General features: G+C 52.9%; 11 protein-coding genes, 1 tRNA gene and 1 pseudogene. 6 read left to right on the top strand and 7 right to left on the bottom strand.

Annotated elements, in window-relative coordinates:
• Positions 1–545: pseudogene (locus tag BUB94_RS16485) on the bottom strand (hypothetical protein); the annotation flags it as partial.
• Between the two features lie 226 nt (positions 546–771).
• On the opposite strand from BUB94_RS16485, the gene BUB94_RS10080 reads away from it, so the two are divergent.
• Positions 772–2,808, top strand: coding sequence for a CotH kinase family protein (locus BUB94_RS10080; protein ID WP_073236678.1), 2,037 nt, complete (start codon positions 772–774; stop codon positions 2,806–2,808).
• 14 nt (positions 2,809–2,822) lie between these two features.
• Here BUB94_RS10080 and BUB94_RS10075 read toward each other — a convergent pair whose 3' ends face one another.
• The 3 genes from BUB94_RS10075 to fabF all read right to left on the bottom strand — a co-directional run bounded on the left by BUB94_RS10075 (position 2,823) and on the right by fabF (position 5,725).
• Positions 2,823–3,392: a fibrobacter succinogenes major paralogous domain-containing protein gene (locus BUB94_RS10075; RefSeq protein ID WP_073160505.1), complete on the bottom strand. Its 570-nt coding sequence runs from the start codon at positions 3,390–3,392 to the stop codon at positions 2,823–2,825.
• Between the two features lie 72 nt (positions 3,393–3,464).
• Positions 3,465–4,403 carry a YfiM family protein gene (locus BUB94_RS10070; RefSeq protein WP_249269337.1) on the bottom strand — a complete coding sequence of 313 codons (939 nt, stop codon included), beginning with the start codon at positions 4,401–4,403 and terminating at the stop codon, positions 3,465–3,467.
• Positions 4,404–4,495: 92 nt separating this feature from the next.
• Positions 4,496–5,725: a beta-ketoacyl-ACP synthase II gene (gene fabF, locus BUB94_RS10065; RefSeq protein ID WP_073236675.1), complete on the bottom strand. Its 1,230-nt coding sequence runs from the start codon at positions 5,723–5,725 to the stop codon at positions 4,496–4,498.
• 243 nt (positions 5,726–5,968) lie between these two features.
• On the opposite strand from fabF, the gene orn reads away from it, so the two are divergent.
• From orn to lgt, 3 genes are read left to right on the top strand one after another with little or no spacing between them, the layout of a single operon-like run.
• On the top strand, positions 5,969–6,514 hold the full coding sequence (gene orn, locus BUB94_RS10060; protein ID WP_073160531.1) for an oligoribonuclease: 546 nt from the start codon (positions 5,969–5,971) through the stop codon (positions 6,512–6,514).
• Entirely contained in the window at positions 6,515–7,906 is a 1,392-nt protein-coding gene (locus BUB94_RS10055; protein WP_073236672.1) for a penicillin-binding transpeptidase domain-containing protein, read from the top strand.
• Between the two features lie 9 nt (positions 7,907–7,915).
• Positions 7,916–8,782 (top strand): prolipoprotein diacylglyceryl transferase, encoded by an 867-nt coding sequence (lgt, locus tag BUB94_RS10050; RefSeq protein ID WP_073160499.1) that lies wholly within the window; start codon positions 7,916–7,918, stop codon positions 8,780–8,782.
• Positions 8,783–8,975: 193 nt separating this feature from the next.
• Here the strand turns inward: lgt and BUB94_RS10045 are convergent, their stop codons facing one another.
• From BUB94_RS10045 to BUB94_RS10035, 3 genes are all read right to left on the bottom strand, one after another.
• Positions 8,976–10,304 (bottom strand): TldD/PmbA family protein, encoded by a 1,329-nt coding sequence (locus BUB94_RS10045; RefSeq protein WP_073236669.1) that lies wholly within the window; start codon positions 10,302–10,304, stop codon positions 8,976–8,978.
• 173 nt (positions 10,305–10,477) lie between these two features.
• A complete protein-coding gene (locus BUB94_RS10040) occupies positions 10,478–10,720 on the bottom strand; it encodes a helix-turn-helix transcriptional regulator (protein WP_073160495.1) in 243 nt (80 codons plus the stop codon).
• 15 nt (positions 10,721–10,735) lie between these two features.
• A complete protein-coding gene (locus tag BUB94_RS10035; protein ID WP_073236701.1) occupies positions 10,736–12,298 on the bottom strand; it encodes an alginate O-acetyltransferase AlgX-related protein in 1,563 nt (520 codons plus the stop codon).
• A gap of 95 nt (positions 12,299–12,393) precedes the next feature.
• Between BUB94_RS10035 and BUB94_RS10030 the strand changes: the two genes are divergently transcribed.
• Positions 12,394–12,466: transfer RNA gene (locus BUB94_RS10030), tRNA-Arg, on the top strand.
• A gap of 192 nt (positions 12,467–12,658) precedes the next feature.
• Positions 12,659–14,428, top strand: coding sequence for a S8/S53 family peptidase (locus BUB94_RS10025; protein WP_139260197.1), 1,770 nt, complete (start codon positions 12,659–12,661; stop codon positions 14,426–14,428).
• The last annotated feature ends 5 nt before the right edge of the window (positions 14,429–14,433 follow it).

The raw sequence follows: 14,433 nt of genomic DNA, 5'->3' as shown, positions 1-14,433 counted from the left end.
GTCACAGTCCGATACTTCTGCCCGTCGCGCGGGTCGGTGAACTCGCCGTAAGACACCTTCTCGTTGAACTGCTTCGACATGTCGAAGTAGCTGCTGGTCGGCACAGCCGAACTGGAGGAGGCCGGAACCCAATAGCCGTCATGACAGATAACATTGACTCCATTAAGTGTTGCCATTTCATCTTCTTCAGAGCAAGGGATTCTCGCTTTACTAGAGCTACTGCTATTCCCTGCCGACGAGTCCGCAGACGTTCCCGAGCTGCTCGACTTAACGCTTGACGAGGCTGGGTTAGACTCACCGCCACTGTTCTTGTCTCCTGTAGACGAGCTTGATTTTGCAGAAGACGAACTGTTCGTCGACGAGGACGAGACACTGCTGCTAGATTTGTCTCCATTGCCGTCACTGGTCCCGTCGCCGCTGCTCAGGATTTCGCTAGACGAGGATTCCTTTTCCGGTTCAACGAAGCTGCTGTCGTCGTCACCGCAGGCGGTAAAGAACATGGTTGCCGCGAACAGGGCAAGGGCAAAAGGTAACAGTCGATTCATTTGTTCACTCCAAAGAAAGAAGATAGAAATTGTTGATGAGGCACGAGGTTCGAGGGCGCTCGCGGGGCTCGCTTCGAGGTTAAAATTTGGCGGCTACGCCGCGTAGCTAAATCTCATAACTCATAATTCATACCTCATAATTAATTGACGACGCTTACCCCCTCGTACGCCGATAAAGGCACAACAGCCGGAGTCCGCTGTCTGAGGGATTAATTAAATTAAATGTATGCATTTAAAGTTTCGCCAGAGCATTCTCTCCCTGATACCGTCACTGGCGGTTATCTCGTTCCTATTCGCAAGTTGTTCTAGCGAAAACTACGAAGAAATCGTTACCGTTTCCATCAAGGACGGTGTTCTAGGCGATCCGGTAGACATCGATGTTCCTTCCGACCTTTTCAGGTCCAGTTCAGACATGTCTCTGTTCAAGACATCCTCCAGTTCGATAGCCAGCGGTAAATCTTCTGACAGTAAGACGGATTCATCTGACAGTTCCGTCAAACCGGTTAGCAGTTCTTCTATTGACGTCCCAAAATCATCTGCATCACAGGCAAGCTCCTCGTCGCAGAAAACCGAGACTCCGGCCTCAGCCCTTCCGCCGGCAGGATTCTACTCAGCCTTTACCCTGACCGCCCCTACCCCGAAGAATGGCGGTGTGTTCCGTTGCACTTACGACGGTTCCGAACCCACCAGTGCCACGGCCCAGGCAAGCAACAAGAACATCTCTTCTACAACTGCCGTTCGCTGCTACGAATTTATCGGTAACGACATCGTCGCCAAGGAAACCCAGACCTACTTTATCAACGAAACCATTTCGATGCCCGTAGTGGCCATCAGCGTGGCTCCGGAATATTTCAACGGTTACGTCGCGGCCCCCAAGTGCTCCCCGGACCCCTGTTACTCCGCCAAGTTCTGGGAAGACGTGGAGTACCCGGTACATGTCGAATACTTCGCCAACGGCAGCCGTTCCACCCAGAAGGATTTCGAAATTGACGCCGGGATTTCCATCATGGGCGGCTGGAGCCGAAACCAGATCAAGAAATCCGTTTCGATCGCCATGCGCAAGGAATACCAGGACGGCCGTCTGAAGTACCCGCTTTTTGACACCCGCCCCGAAAAGAAAAAGTTCAAGGCATTCAACCTCCGCAACAACGGCAACCGCTTTGTCAGCGACTACATCGAAGACCCCATGGCCGTAAGCCTGCTGGAAGGGACCCATGTGGATTACCAGCGTTCTCGCCAGGTGGTGGTTTTCTATAACGGAGTCTATTACGGCATTCACGACATGCGTGAAAAGTTGAACGAACATTTCGTAGAGACCAACTACGGAATCGATTCCAAGGGCGTGGACGTCATCAAGCATACGAACACGGATATCAGCGCCAGCGGTGGTACCAGCGAAGGTTACATCAGCATGCTGAACTACGCCGTCAATAACGACCTGACCATAGACGCCAACTACATCACCCTGGGAACCATGCTGGACATCGCCAGCTACGTTGACTACATGGCGGCAGAAATCTACTACCACAACGGAGACTGGCCCAACAACAACCTTCGTGCCTGGCACTCCGTAGAACAGCCCTGGAAGTTCATGGCCTTCGACATCGACCACGGTTTTGACTGGACCTGGAACGTTAGCGGTTTTGGCCAGAGCACCAACATATTTACATGGATCAAGAACGGCGGAACCACAAGCGGATCCTGCTACAAGTCCAGCAACAGCCTCTGCTTCCACAACCTGTACAACAACATTATCAAGAACGAGAACTTCAGGCGCACCTTCATAAACAGGGCTGCCGTCCTGTACAACAGTTTTGTCAATTCCGCAAAGGTTGAAACCGCTGTCGACAAGATGGTATCCACCATGCCCATTTCCGATATTACCCGCGATATGAATAAATTCCCCAGGGCTCAGTTATGGTACACCAACAGTTGCAACAACGGATTTGAATATACGGGCTCCTGCCTCAAGACCTGGTCCCGCAGCAGGGACAGCAAGGTCATCCAGGAATTCCAGAACGAATTTGGCCTTGAATCCCTGGTGAAGATGACCATCAGCGCCACAGGACTGGGAACAGTGCTGCTAGATGATATCGCCCTGCCCAGCCAGAGCTACACAGGCAATTTCTTTAACGGTCACCCCATGAAGTTGACAGCCAGCGGAAACGGCGGCATCTTCGTAGAATGGGAAGATGGATCCACCCAGAATCCCCGTTTTGTCTACGCATCGGCCGGGGCCACCTACACAGCCAAATTCAAGTAAAAAGGACGCTCACGCTAATCGCGTAGGCAACGCACCGAGTACATATTGGTGCTGATATCGAAATCCCTGGAAAAGTCCCCCGGAGGAGCCAGATGCCAACCAAAGGCATCACCATCTTCTTCGGTAGCGCTCCAGAAATGGGCAGACACACCCAGATCTACAAACTCATCCGTAGCCTTCCCTGCCGGAACCACGTCGAAACCATAACGGTCGGAGCCGTCCCATTTGTCCCTGGACTTTAGGCTGACCCATGCTTCTTCCTTTCCGTCGCTATCTTCGATAAAGCGTTTGAACATGGTCCATTCGTCGTTATCGGGCAGATGCCAGCCTCGGGGGCAGGATTTTACAGCGGATGAAAATGCATACAGTCTGCCGTACCTTTTACAGTTTTCGTCACTGTTATCGTAACAGGCACTCCCTTCGGACTTAAAGTTCAAATTCTGGGACATCCACGTTTTTGAGCCAATTTTGACGGTTTTGTAGGTCTGACCGTCTCGAGAATCCGTAAAAGAACCCGTGACAGGCACGGATATTGCTAAAGTGGGCAGGAAGAAGCAAAGAAAGGGAACGAAAATTTTATTCATGCAACTAAAGATATATTTCTTTCCCCATTTTGCAATGCAAAGGATAAATAACTAAATTCGCCCCGCTTTTTTTTAAAACTTGATGGGGTACATCAGGTACCAGTGGACTTCGGGGTAAACCTGCACCGTGGGAGCCGGGAACTTGAAGTAGTTCAAGTAACGCACAATTTGGCGGGCCAGACGACTCTGGGGCCGGAAGGCTTCAAGGTCGTAGTCCAGGGCGATGTAGACTTCGCGATGGGGCGTTCCCTCGTAATGCTTGATGAAGACGCCCTCGTCAATGCTGAGACCCACGGCAATGGCAAGCCAGCTGGGGTAATAGGCGCGGGCTGCGGCGGGCAGCATGCGGTAAGGCTTGAAGCTAGCCCAGTAAGTCTGGTTCACGTAGTCGTCGGTAAAGATGCCGTCTGAAGCCTGGTGGTCCTGGCGGTAGTAAACCTTGGTATTGATCCAGTAGCTCCACTTGAGGTCCACATACTTGAACAGCGGAACATAGCGTTCTGCCATAGGCAAGAAACCGCCAAGGGACCCGGACAGAACGTCAAAGATGCTGAAACCCCAGCTGGGAGCGAAGCCGTCCTTGATGTCGATGGCGATATGGGTGGACATGGCAGAAAGACCTGCGAACAGGTAGGAATAGAATTCCGAGACACCAGCCCAGTGGTAACCTTCGTAGAAGAATTCGCCCAGAGCCACACCCGAGGCAAAATGCCCCAGCTTGTCCAGGTTCAAGGCGTAGTCAAAATCGTTTTCAAAGTGGAAATCGTTGCCGTTCTCGCCCCACCAGCCCTTGTCAAAGACAAGCCAGTAGGCGGCACCGTAGGCGATCAGGGTCGTAGAGGCCACGCCCGTCAGCTTCAGGGCACTGAACTCGTGATTTTCCTGAGGATCCTCGGAGCGGTAATCCCAGGTGGAATCTCGCCAGGTCATGGGACCAAGGAAGCTGTCGGCCTGAGCCGCACCAGTTCCAGCCAGCACACCGGCAAGCATATATTTCAACACTCTTTTCATCGGGCTGCAAAAATAGAAAACCTCTCGGCATAAGCCAAGAGGTTTCCTAAAATCAGATTTGAGCCGAAGGGCCAAAAGGCCGAGCGGTCTCATTAGTCCTTAGCCAGGAGCACGACGCTGTTGTGGCCACCGAAGCCGAAGCCATCGGACATAGCGTACATGAAGCTATGAGCAGTGTTCTTGTTGGCGCAAACGTCAAAGTGGATACGTTCGTCCTGGTTGAACACGTTGGTGGTAGCGTGGATCATCTGGTTCTGGAGAGACTTGATGGTGATGATTGCTTCGAGAGCACCGGCAGCACCGAGAGCGTGACCGATCATGCACTTGGAAGAGTTGATCTTCAGAGTGTCGCGGAGACCGAAGACCTTTTCGAGAGCGGAGCATTCAGCAACGTCGCCCAGCGGAGTAGAAGTACCGTGGGTGTTGACGTAGCCAACGTCGGAAGCAGAAATCTTAGCATCGCGGAGAGCCATTTCGATAGCCATGCGAACGCCTTCACCGTCTTCACGAGGAGCGGACATGTGGTGAGCGTCGGCGCTCATGCCAACACCGGCAACGCGGGCGAGGATCTTTGCGCCACGCTTCTGAGCGTGAGAAAGGCTTTCGAGAACGAGCACGCCAGCACCTTCACCGATAACGAAACCGTCGCGGTCAACGTCGAACGGGCGGGAAGCGGTGGTCGGATCGTCGTTACGCTTGGACAGAGCCTTCATGGAGCAGAAACCGGCAACAGCAACTTCGTTCACGGTTTCGTCGGCACCGCCAGCCAGCATGATGTCGGCACGGCCCAGACGGATAGCGTCGTAGGCGGCAGCGATAGCGTGGTTGGAAGTAGCGCAAGCGGAGGTCACTGCGAAGCAGGGGCCCATCCAGCCAATGCGGTTAGAAACTTCACCGGCAGGCATATTGGTGATAGCCATGGGAATGAAGAACGGAGACACACGGCTAGGACCGCGAGTTGCATAGGCAACGCAAGTGTCGGTGTAAATCTTCATGCCACCGATACCGGAACCGATGATCACACCGGCGCGGCTGGGATCTTCTGCAGCAGGATCGACACCTGCATCGGCCAGGGCCTTGTATGCAGAGTAAACGGCATACTGGATGCTACGGGAGTAGCGGGACTGGTCGCGAGAGCTGAAGTATTCGTCAGCAACGAATTCGTTCACGCTAGCGGAGAACTTGGTGGTAAAGTTGGTTGCATCAAAGCGAGTGATCGGGGTGATGCCGGACTTACCTGCGAGGAGGCTGTCCCAAAGAACGTCGGGAGAGTTACCAAGGGCAGAAACGCAGCCCATACCAGTGATTACAACTTCTTCCATATATTCCCAAAGGTTAAGATTTGAGTCAGTTAACTATTACCAAATGTAGAAATTTCATTTTGTTGATTAAAGTCACACCATTGGCGAGACCGCGAAAAAATTATAATAAAAAACTTACAGAAATCTTACATCAGGATTGAAGCAGCCCCATTTTCGGTCACCACGCCAAAACCACGCCACCTTTAAAAACGTTTCCAAAGCATTGACAAACAATAATCTACATTTGCCCCCGCTATGGTAAGAATTAAAAGTGCGCCGAACCTCGTGTGGATGGACCTGGAAATGTCCGGGCTGGACCCAGAAAAGGATGTAATCCTTGAAGTGGCAACCATCGTGACCGACGGAAACCTGAAGATCCTGGCCGAAGGCCCCGTCATCGCAATTCATCAGACCGAAAACATCTTCGAAGGCATGGACGCCTGGAACACCCGCCACCACACCCAGAGTGGCCTGGTGGACCGCTGCCGCAAATCGAAAATCACCGTAGCCGACGCCGAAAAAATGACACTGGACTTCATCAAGCCCTTTACCCAGGAACGGGGCAACGTACTCTGCGGCAACTCCATCACCCAGGACCGCCGATTCCTCTACAAGTACATGCCCAAGCTCTCCGGATGGCTCAACTACCGAAACGTCGACGTCAGCTCCATCAAGGAACTGACCTTCCGCTGGTACCCCAACCTCCCCGAATTCGAGAAGATGGAAAAGCACCAGGCCCTGGACGACATCCGCGAAAGCATCGCCGAACTGGAATACTACCGAAAAACGATATTTGTAAAGAACGTTTAAATGACCATCAAACCTTACGAAGAACCTAACCGACTCCCCTATGCAGTCCGCATGAGGAACCGCGCCATCGCCATCTTCGTTTTCATTGGAATTTGCGCAGGCATCGGTTCGTGTATCTATAAAGACAAGATTTCCGGGGCGGAAGCCGCCGAGTTAAAGGTGGAAACTCAGGCAGAGCCCGCTAACGATTATAACAAGGAAGAAGTTGCCGCAGGCAATCAGGCGCAAGAGATAAAAGCAGCCGGTCCGTCTGAATCCGCAAAGATGTTCGAAGGGCCCACCGCCGAAGACATCGAAAATACACAGATGGCGGTAACTGCAGAAATCGCCCCATCCAACCCGCCTGCCGTAGAAATCATCGACAGCGCCCACATCAAGAGCCAGAAAGACGTGTTCATGGCCGAAAAGATCGACAACCTGCTCCGTCGATTCAAGCCCGAAAACGCCATCATCCTGATCGTAGACGCCAAGAGCAACGAAATCATGGCCTGGGGCGAACGCAAGAACAACGCTGTCCAGAACCAGCCGGACTACCTGCCCCGCAACACCTTCCCCGCCGCCTCCCTGGCAAAGACAATCACCATCGCCGCCGCCATGGAAAGCAACCGCTACGCCCTGAACACCTCGATCCCGCTCATCGGCCGCGCCCACCATCTTTACAAGAACCAGCTCAGGGTTCCCCAGAATTATCATGGCCCCACCGTAGAAATGCAGGACGCCTACGCCCATTCCTACAACCCGCCCCTGGCCCTCATCGGCATGAACGTGGGAGCAAGCAAGCTTAAGGCCGCCGCCCGCAACCTGGGTTACAACATGAACTACGCCGCAGGACTTCCGGGCAGGTCCAGCTTTACGCCGCCGGACACTGGCTACGGGCTAGCCGAAGCCAGCTGTGGCTTCACCGAAGCCACCACGCTGTCGCCCCTACAGGCCGCCGCGCAGGTCCGCGCCATCCTCATGAAGAAGCCACTTGAAATCCCCTGGTCCACCACCCCGGACCTCGACGGCTACGCCCCCAAGACCCGCCTGGCCCTGGACGTGAACAAGTTCAGCGAAAACACCTACTACGGACTCCGTCAGGCCATGATCCGCTCCGTGACCCACGGCACCGCCCGCAAGAACATCTCCACCAGGCACATGGCCCGCAAGAACTATAACGCCCTGAACATCGGCGGCAAGACAGGCTCCCTGGACGGTTCCGACCCCAAGGGCCGCTACGACTGGTTCATGGGATTCGCCGAAAGCAAGGAAGACCCCAGCAAGGCGATCATCATCGTAGTTTTGCAGATTTACGACAACCAGGGCTTGCGCCCCCAGCCCACCACCCAGGTGGCCGGCATGCTAATCAATTATTGGGCCCACCAGTACGTCACTGGCGGAAAGAAGAAATAGGAGAACAACATGGATTTATCTTGGTGGAACTTGATTCCCACTTACTTTGACGGTACCGCCATTGAACTTGGCAACTTCCCGGTGCGCTGGTACGGCATCATGTACATCTTCGCCTTCGTCACAGCCTACCTTACGCTGTGGCACATCAACAAGAAGGACAAGCTGGGCTACACCAAGGACCAGTTCGACAGCCTGTTCACCTGGATTATCGCCGGTATCATCCTGGGCGCACGACTGGGCTATGTGATCTTCTACAAGCCTGGCTACTACCTGGCCAACCCCACCGAAATCCTGCTGCCCATGACCCACGACGCCCTGGGATACCACTTTAGCGGTATCGCCGGCATGAGCTACCACGGCGGACTCATCCTGGGCATCGTCTTTACCATTATCGGTCTCAAGCGAAACAAGATGGATGTCTGGCAGGGCCTGAACCTGTGCTTCCTGGCAGCTCCCCTGGCCTATACCTGGGGCCGTTGGGGCAACTTCATCAACGGGGAACTTTACGGTGAAGTGACGACAAGCGCCATCGGCATGTACTTCCCCCTGGCCCACGACAGCTCACTGGCCAACCCTATCCTCCACCACCCCAGCCAGCTTTATGAAATGTGCTTCGAGGGTGTTATCTTGTTCGTGCTCCTGTACAACCTGAGGCGCATCCCGCTGCTCAAAGACAAGATGCCCTGCCTCTACCTGATGGGCTACGGCCTCTTCCGCTTCTTCATCGAGTTCTTCAGAAAGTCTGACGCACACCTTGGACGTAACGACCTCTTCGGCATGAGCCGAGGCCAGACGCTTTGCAGCGTCATGGTCCTTAGCGGCCTCATCTGGCTGATCGTAATGATCTACCGTCAGAAGAAGCAAGCAAAGGTGTGAGGTACGAGGGATGGGGGCGGAGCCTGCGGCTCCTTTGAGCTAGATAATCGTGCCGGAAGCGCCCTACTCAGCCATCAGTTTTCAGCATTGAGCAAAGAGTCATTATAATAGCGCCGAAGGCGCCTTACTTTAGCTAACTGCACACAGCTCATAACTCATAACTAAAAAAAAACGAGCCCGCAGGCTCGTTTTTTTAAACGCTAACGCTGAGTTCGCTTACGGCTAATGCCGGCACCATGTAGGTTCCGAAGGGGTCCCGGTATTCGCTACCCACATCCACCACGTTCTTCATGATGTCAAAGAAGTTGCCGCTGAGGGTCACGCCATCTACTGGATGCTGGATGACGCCATTTTCGCACCAGAAACCGTGAGCGCCCATAGACAGTTCACCGCTAATGGCGTTACAGCCGGAGCCACCTTCCAGGCGAACAACCAGCAGACACTTGGGGAACAGCTTCAGCAAACCGGCCGTAGTCAGTTCACCTGCGGGAACCAGCAAGTTGTTAAAGGAAGTCCCCATCTTGCTGCCGAAATCGCGGGCGCCGTTGCCGGTGGTCTCGCGGCCAGCCTTGGCCGCCGTCTCAAGATTGTAGAGGGCTTCGTTGAACACGCCGTTCTTTACCACTTCCACACGCTTGGCCACACAGCCTTCGGAGTCGCAGCGGTACTTGTGCTGGAACAATTCGCCCTGAGGGTCGTTAACGATGGAGAACTTTTCGCCAGCCACCATCTGACCTTCCATGCCGGCCAGGCGGGACTGTCCCTTCTGCATGGCTTCGGCTTCGAAAGCGGAGCAATACATTCCCACAATGCGGGCAGAAACTCTTTCCGAGAACACCACGGGAATCTTGCCGCCCTCGATTTTCTTGGCACCAAAAAGTTCCGTGGCATAGTCAGCAGTCTTCGTCGCGATTTCATCGATACTGAACTGCTTCCAGTCGCGACCGGACTTCACGAAGTTTCCAAGTTTCTTGACGCCATCGCGGACAGCTACGGCACCAGCCCCCGCAGAAGCGGAGTTGGACTTACCCTTGTAGAATACGCCTTCGCTATTGGCAATCACAGAAGAGGCGCTGGTCATATCCGCACCCAGGTACGGAATATTTTCAATTTCCTTGGACTTCGCGAAGGTCTCTTTTTCTAGTTCGATACAGAAGTCCTTCATCTGCTGCAAGTTCAGGGATTCCAGGGCCGGGTTGTAGTTGGGATATTCATCCGGCATTTCCACAGGCTTGGGCAGTTGGATATCGATGGACTCCGTCCACTGAGTATGACAGAGAGCATCCTTCAAAGTCTGCGCCACCGCTTCCTTGGTCAGACGTTCCGTATAGGCATAACCCGGATGGCCATCCTTGATCACGCGGACACCGAGACCGACGGAGTCAGAAATTTCTGTATTCTGTACCTGTCCCTGAAAAACGGACAGACCTTCAGAATGGGAAGTAGAAGCAATTACATCAAACTGCTGAGCCTGGCCCTTGGCCAAATCGCACATATAAGAAACAGCATCAACAATATTCATAAGACAGGTACGAGGTTTGAGGTTTGAGGTACGAGGAGTCATCCTGAGCGAAGGCCAGTAAGGCCGTAGTCGAAGGATCCAGTCGTTTAGAAATAAGATATGAGTTATCAGCATCGAGCTTTGAGCTAAATATTCGCGCCGGAGGCGCCTTACTTAAACTCACCGCTCATTACTCATGGCTCACCACTGCTCTTTGATTTTCTTTCCAGCATTTTCCAGTAGGCGGCGGGGCTGCCGGTTACAGATTCCAGTGCAGAAGCCAGGTCCGCAGTAATGGGCTGGGTTCCAGCAATCAGGGCTTCCAACATTTCCATAGACACGCCGATGCGACGGGCGAATTCAGCCTTGTCCATCTTAAGCCATTCGATGCCTTCCAAAATTGCCTGTCCCGGAGTGGGAGTTCCACGTCTTGCCATACACAACTTCCTTGATTAAAAGTCTACCGTCTTCCAGCCTTCTGCGCCAAAGCGCAGATCGCGTTCCACAAATTCCCAGATCAAGAGCTTCTTGCCCTTCAGCACACCAGCTCGACGAGCCAGCTTTTCGCGGACCAAGGTACTTGCACCGCCATCGCTTACAATGCTTGCCACCGGACGCTTCATGTCCTTGGCGAAATGTGCGATCCAGCCGGCATTCACCGGGGAATCCGTCTGGTAAATTCGGCTGAAACTGTCCCCGAGAATCAGGATCTTCGCATTGCGGAAATCATCCTTGAATGGGACAACCACATGGCCCATCACCTTCTGGGACTTAAACACATTGAACTTGTTCAGGCCGCTCATTTCTCCGATGTCACCCATACGGTCTGCGGCACTATCCTGAACATCATACTCTATAGATTCCGGTCCCACATCAACCAGACTATCTTCCACCATCTTCTGAACCTTGGTGTGGATTTCCCAGGCAGCCAGTTCCGCGCCTCGAGGAGTCCAGTGGGTATCGTCATTCAAGTACAGGGCACCCAGTTCACCATCGTTGGCCTTGGCCGCCCACAAGGGAGTGTAAAGGTCTACCGTATTGAAGCCCAGGGCAGTAAGGCTGTCCAGAACGGTCTTGCCATGACCTCTATAGTCGCCGCCACCCATCACAGGCTTAATATCATTATCTCCGGTCAGTCGTTCCGGGTAGATGCTAGGTTTACCAGGAACCACCACCACCAGAAGTTCCACACCCTTGGCCTTCAGTTGGTCCCTAAATTTTTGGATTGCCTTAATGGGATCGTCTAACTTGGCTGCGCGTTCATCAAACGGAGACGGCTGAACCAGAAATTCCACATCCTGGCGGTAATAAAGCCACGGGTCAGAAGAAAGATCTGCTGGATTATTCCCCAGGACCACCTTCTCGCCCGGCTCACTGAACAGTTTCCACACCGTCAGCTGGTACTTGGGACGAATGGCCAGAACCAAGGCATTTTCATTTTCCACAGTTTTTTCGAAAGCCCTGAGATAGCTTCCCTTCCAGACACCATAACGTCTAATACCATCCAAGGCGCGCAATACAGAAAAATCACTAAAGCGTTCCGTAATCACGCGCAAACAGGAATCCAGTTCCGGGAAATGTTCCGGTTCATCTTCCAGAACATACAACAGAGTGTCAGCACGGCGGAGCAATTTGTAGTCATCGTCAGCCGTGTCCAGCTGCGCATAAGTATTTACCGCAAAAGTCGCAGATTCAAGATCCGAAAGGGCATTTACCACAGGTTCCAGATTCTGGGACAGTTCCCCCTCATTGGAGCCGGCAGCAACGTTCTCACGGGCGTCATGCCAGGCAGCCTTCAACTTGCGGGCGTTATCCACCATGGAAGCCTCACGCCTGAAAGGCCCGTAAAAAGTATCCTTGAAAATGTCAAAGGACAAGAGCCGCGGACCGCCAGAAACAGAAGAATCAGCCTCTTCATCGGAGGTACCACAAAAATCAACCACCGTCTGCACAGTAAAGGGTAGCAGGAGCAATACGCCAAAAATCGCGATAAGAACAACAAAGGATTTCTTCACGTTCAAAAAGATAGTATTTTCTCCCGCCCACAAAAAAATTATACTATATTTGGTTGCGCTTATGGCAGTAGGCCTAAGGCCCCGCCGTAGTTGTTGCCTGGATAGTTCAGTTGGATAGAACGGGTCCCTCCTAAGGATCAGACTCGCGTTCGAATCGCGATCCGGGTATTTTCAAAGGTTTCTGGTTCACTCCAGAAGCCTTTTTCTTTTTCCCCCAAAAAATCCTGCGCCCATCCAGAAGTTCTATTTCTTTGTTGTAAACAAAAACAACGTATAGTTTAGTACAAGTTAAGAAACAACTGTATAATTTATTAGTTTTTACACATCTTTTTGTGTAGGGTAACAAACAAAGGAACAAAGATGAAAAAACTTACAACAATGGTAGTCGTAGGTTCGTTGGCCCTGTGCGCCTCCGCCTCCGAAAATACAGTACGGCTCAAAAGGGACGTCCTAGGACGAGCCCTGGGTTCAAACCAGAAGCAGCCCGTCCTCCTGAAAAAGGCAAAAGTCCAGGAAGCTACGCCACTGGCCACCAGATACAGCGGCCTGTACAACAGCATGGCAGACCTTTACAACCCCAATGAACAGGAGCCCAGCCTGGGCAGATATGTCGTCGCCACCTTCATCAACGACAACAGTACCGGTTACGCGGATCGTTTCGATTTCAACGAACGCTCCAACATTCCCCTTAGCGAATTCAAGACCAGGGTCCAGGACTTCGAAGACCACTACACTTCCGTAGTCGGTGACTACGATACGCCCCAGATCAAGGTCCGTTACAGGGGTATATATCCCTACGAGACCACACCCTACTCCGTCATATTCGGTGCCGACATGTACAATTACCAGGGCAGTTTCTACAGGGTCAACAACGAAATGTACATGACCAAGAACGGGCTGAACTCCGTCTACGGCATTCGAAACTACGCCCATGACAACGGCTATGTCGGTGTCGCCACAAAAATGTTCTTCATGAGCCAAGGTACGGCATTCCCCGGTTACGTCAACTTTACGCAAAAGACAGGATGTAACCTCAGCATGAGCCGCGGCTACAACAGGACCGAGGAACTAACCTACAACGTAACTCTGGCCATGGACATCGCCCCCTTTGCCAACGTGTACCTTTTTGACGCCGCATGCGCCAACAGCGTGGACTTCTACACCTATCTTCCCGATAGCCCCAGAAACGAAGACCTTGCCGTCGGCGTCCACGACTATTCCTACTTCGGCTACATCTTCAAGGATAACGAAGCCTACAAGCTGACCTATGACGAAGAAGCCGCCATCCTGGACGACTTCATCTACCATAACAGAACCATCGACTTCGCAACCATGTCCGAAAGGAACAACTTCGCCCTGGCCAACAACGCCATTTCCGTAGCCCCCTACCAATACTACAATGGCGAAATGCTCCCCCACGACGATGTAAACCCGTACTTCAAGAACGGATACAGCTATGTCAAGCCCGAAATCTCCGCCATGACCTACCTGTACCTGAACGGTCATAAGAAGGTGACCCAGATTATGACAGGCCAGTTCGTAGACCACGATGCCGTTACCGCCAACCCCAGCGCCGCCCCCACCCTGGCCGCAGCCATGGTGACCGACCTGATTTCCAAGAATCCGTTCTACAAGTGGCATCCCGAAGTTGTCAAGGCCTTGCTGCTCACATCCGGCCTTAGCGACATCCTCAGGAACCGCTACACCAAGGACAACTATAACGGAGGCGGGTCTGAAGTAGGCATGTTCCGTCCCAATTTCAGCGGTATGATCAAGGGCAACCGTTCCCGCTATTGGATCGGCGACAACAACGACTTCTTCAAAAATGGACCCATCAAGTTCGTCGAGAAGAACCTGGTCAAGGGTAAAAAATACAAGCTCGCCATTTCCTGGCTGAACTCCGGCATTTACCAGATTGCAAACGGTCGAATTCAGCAAGATCTGGACCTGAGTGTTGCTGTCCCCCAGGCAAACGGTTCCAAGAAATATTACCGTTCCATGTCCTACGGCAACACCTTCGAAATGGTGGAATTCGAGACCGTCACAAACGATCCCATCACCATCGAGATTTCCCGATTTGCCAACAACGGCGGCCGAGTCATGCTAGGCTACAACCTCCACGAAATGTAGTCTAG

It is taken from the genome of Fibrobacter sp. UWH9, from assembly GCF_900129715.1.
Taxonomy (GTDB): domain Bacteria; phylum Fibrobacterota; class Fibrobacteria; order Fibrobacterales; family Fibrobacteraceae; genus Fibrobacter.
Note: the sequence above shows the minus strand (reverse complement) of the source record. Positions and strands in the feature narration are given on the sequence as shown.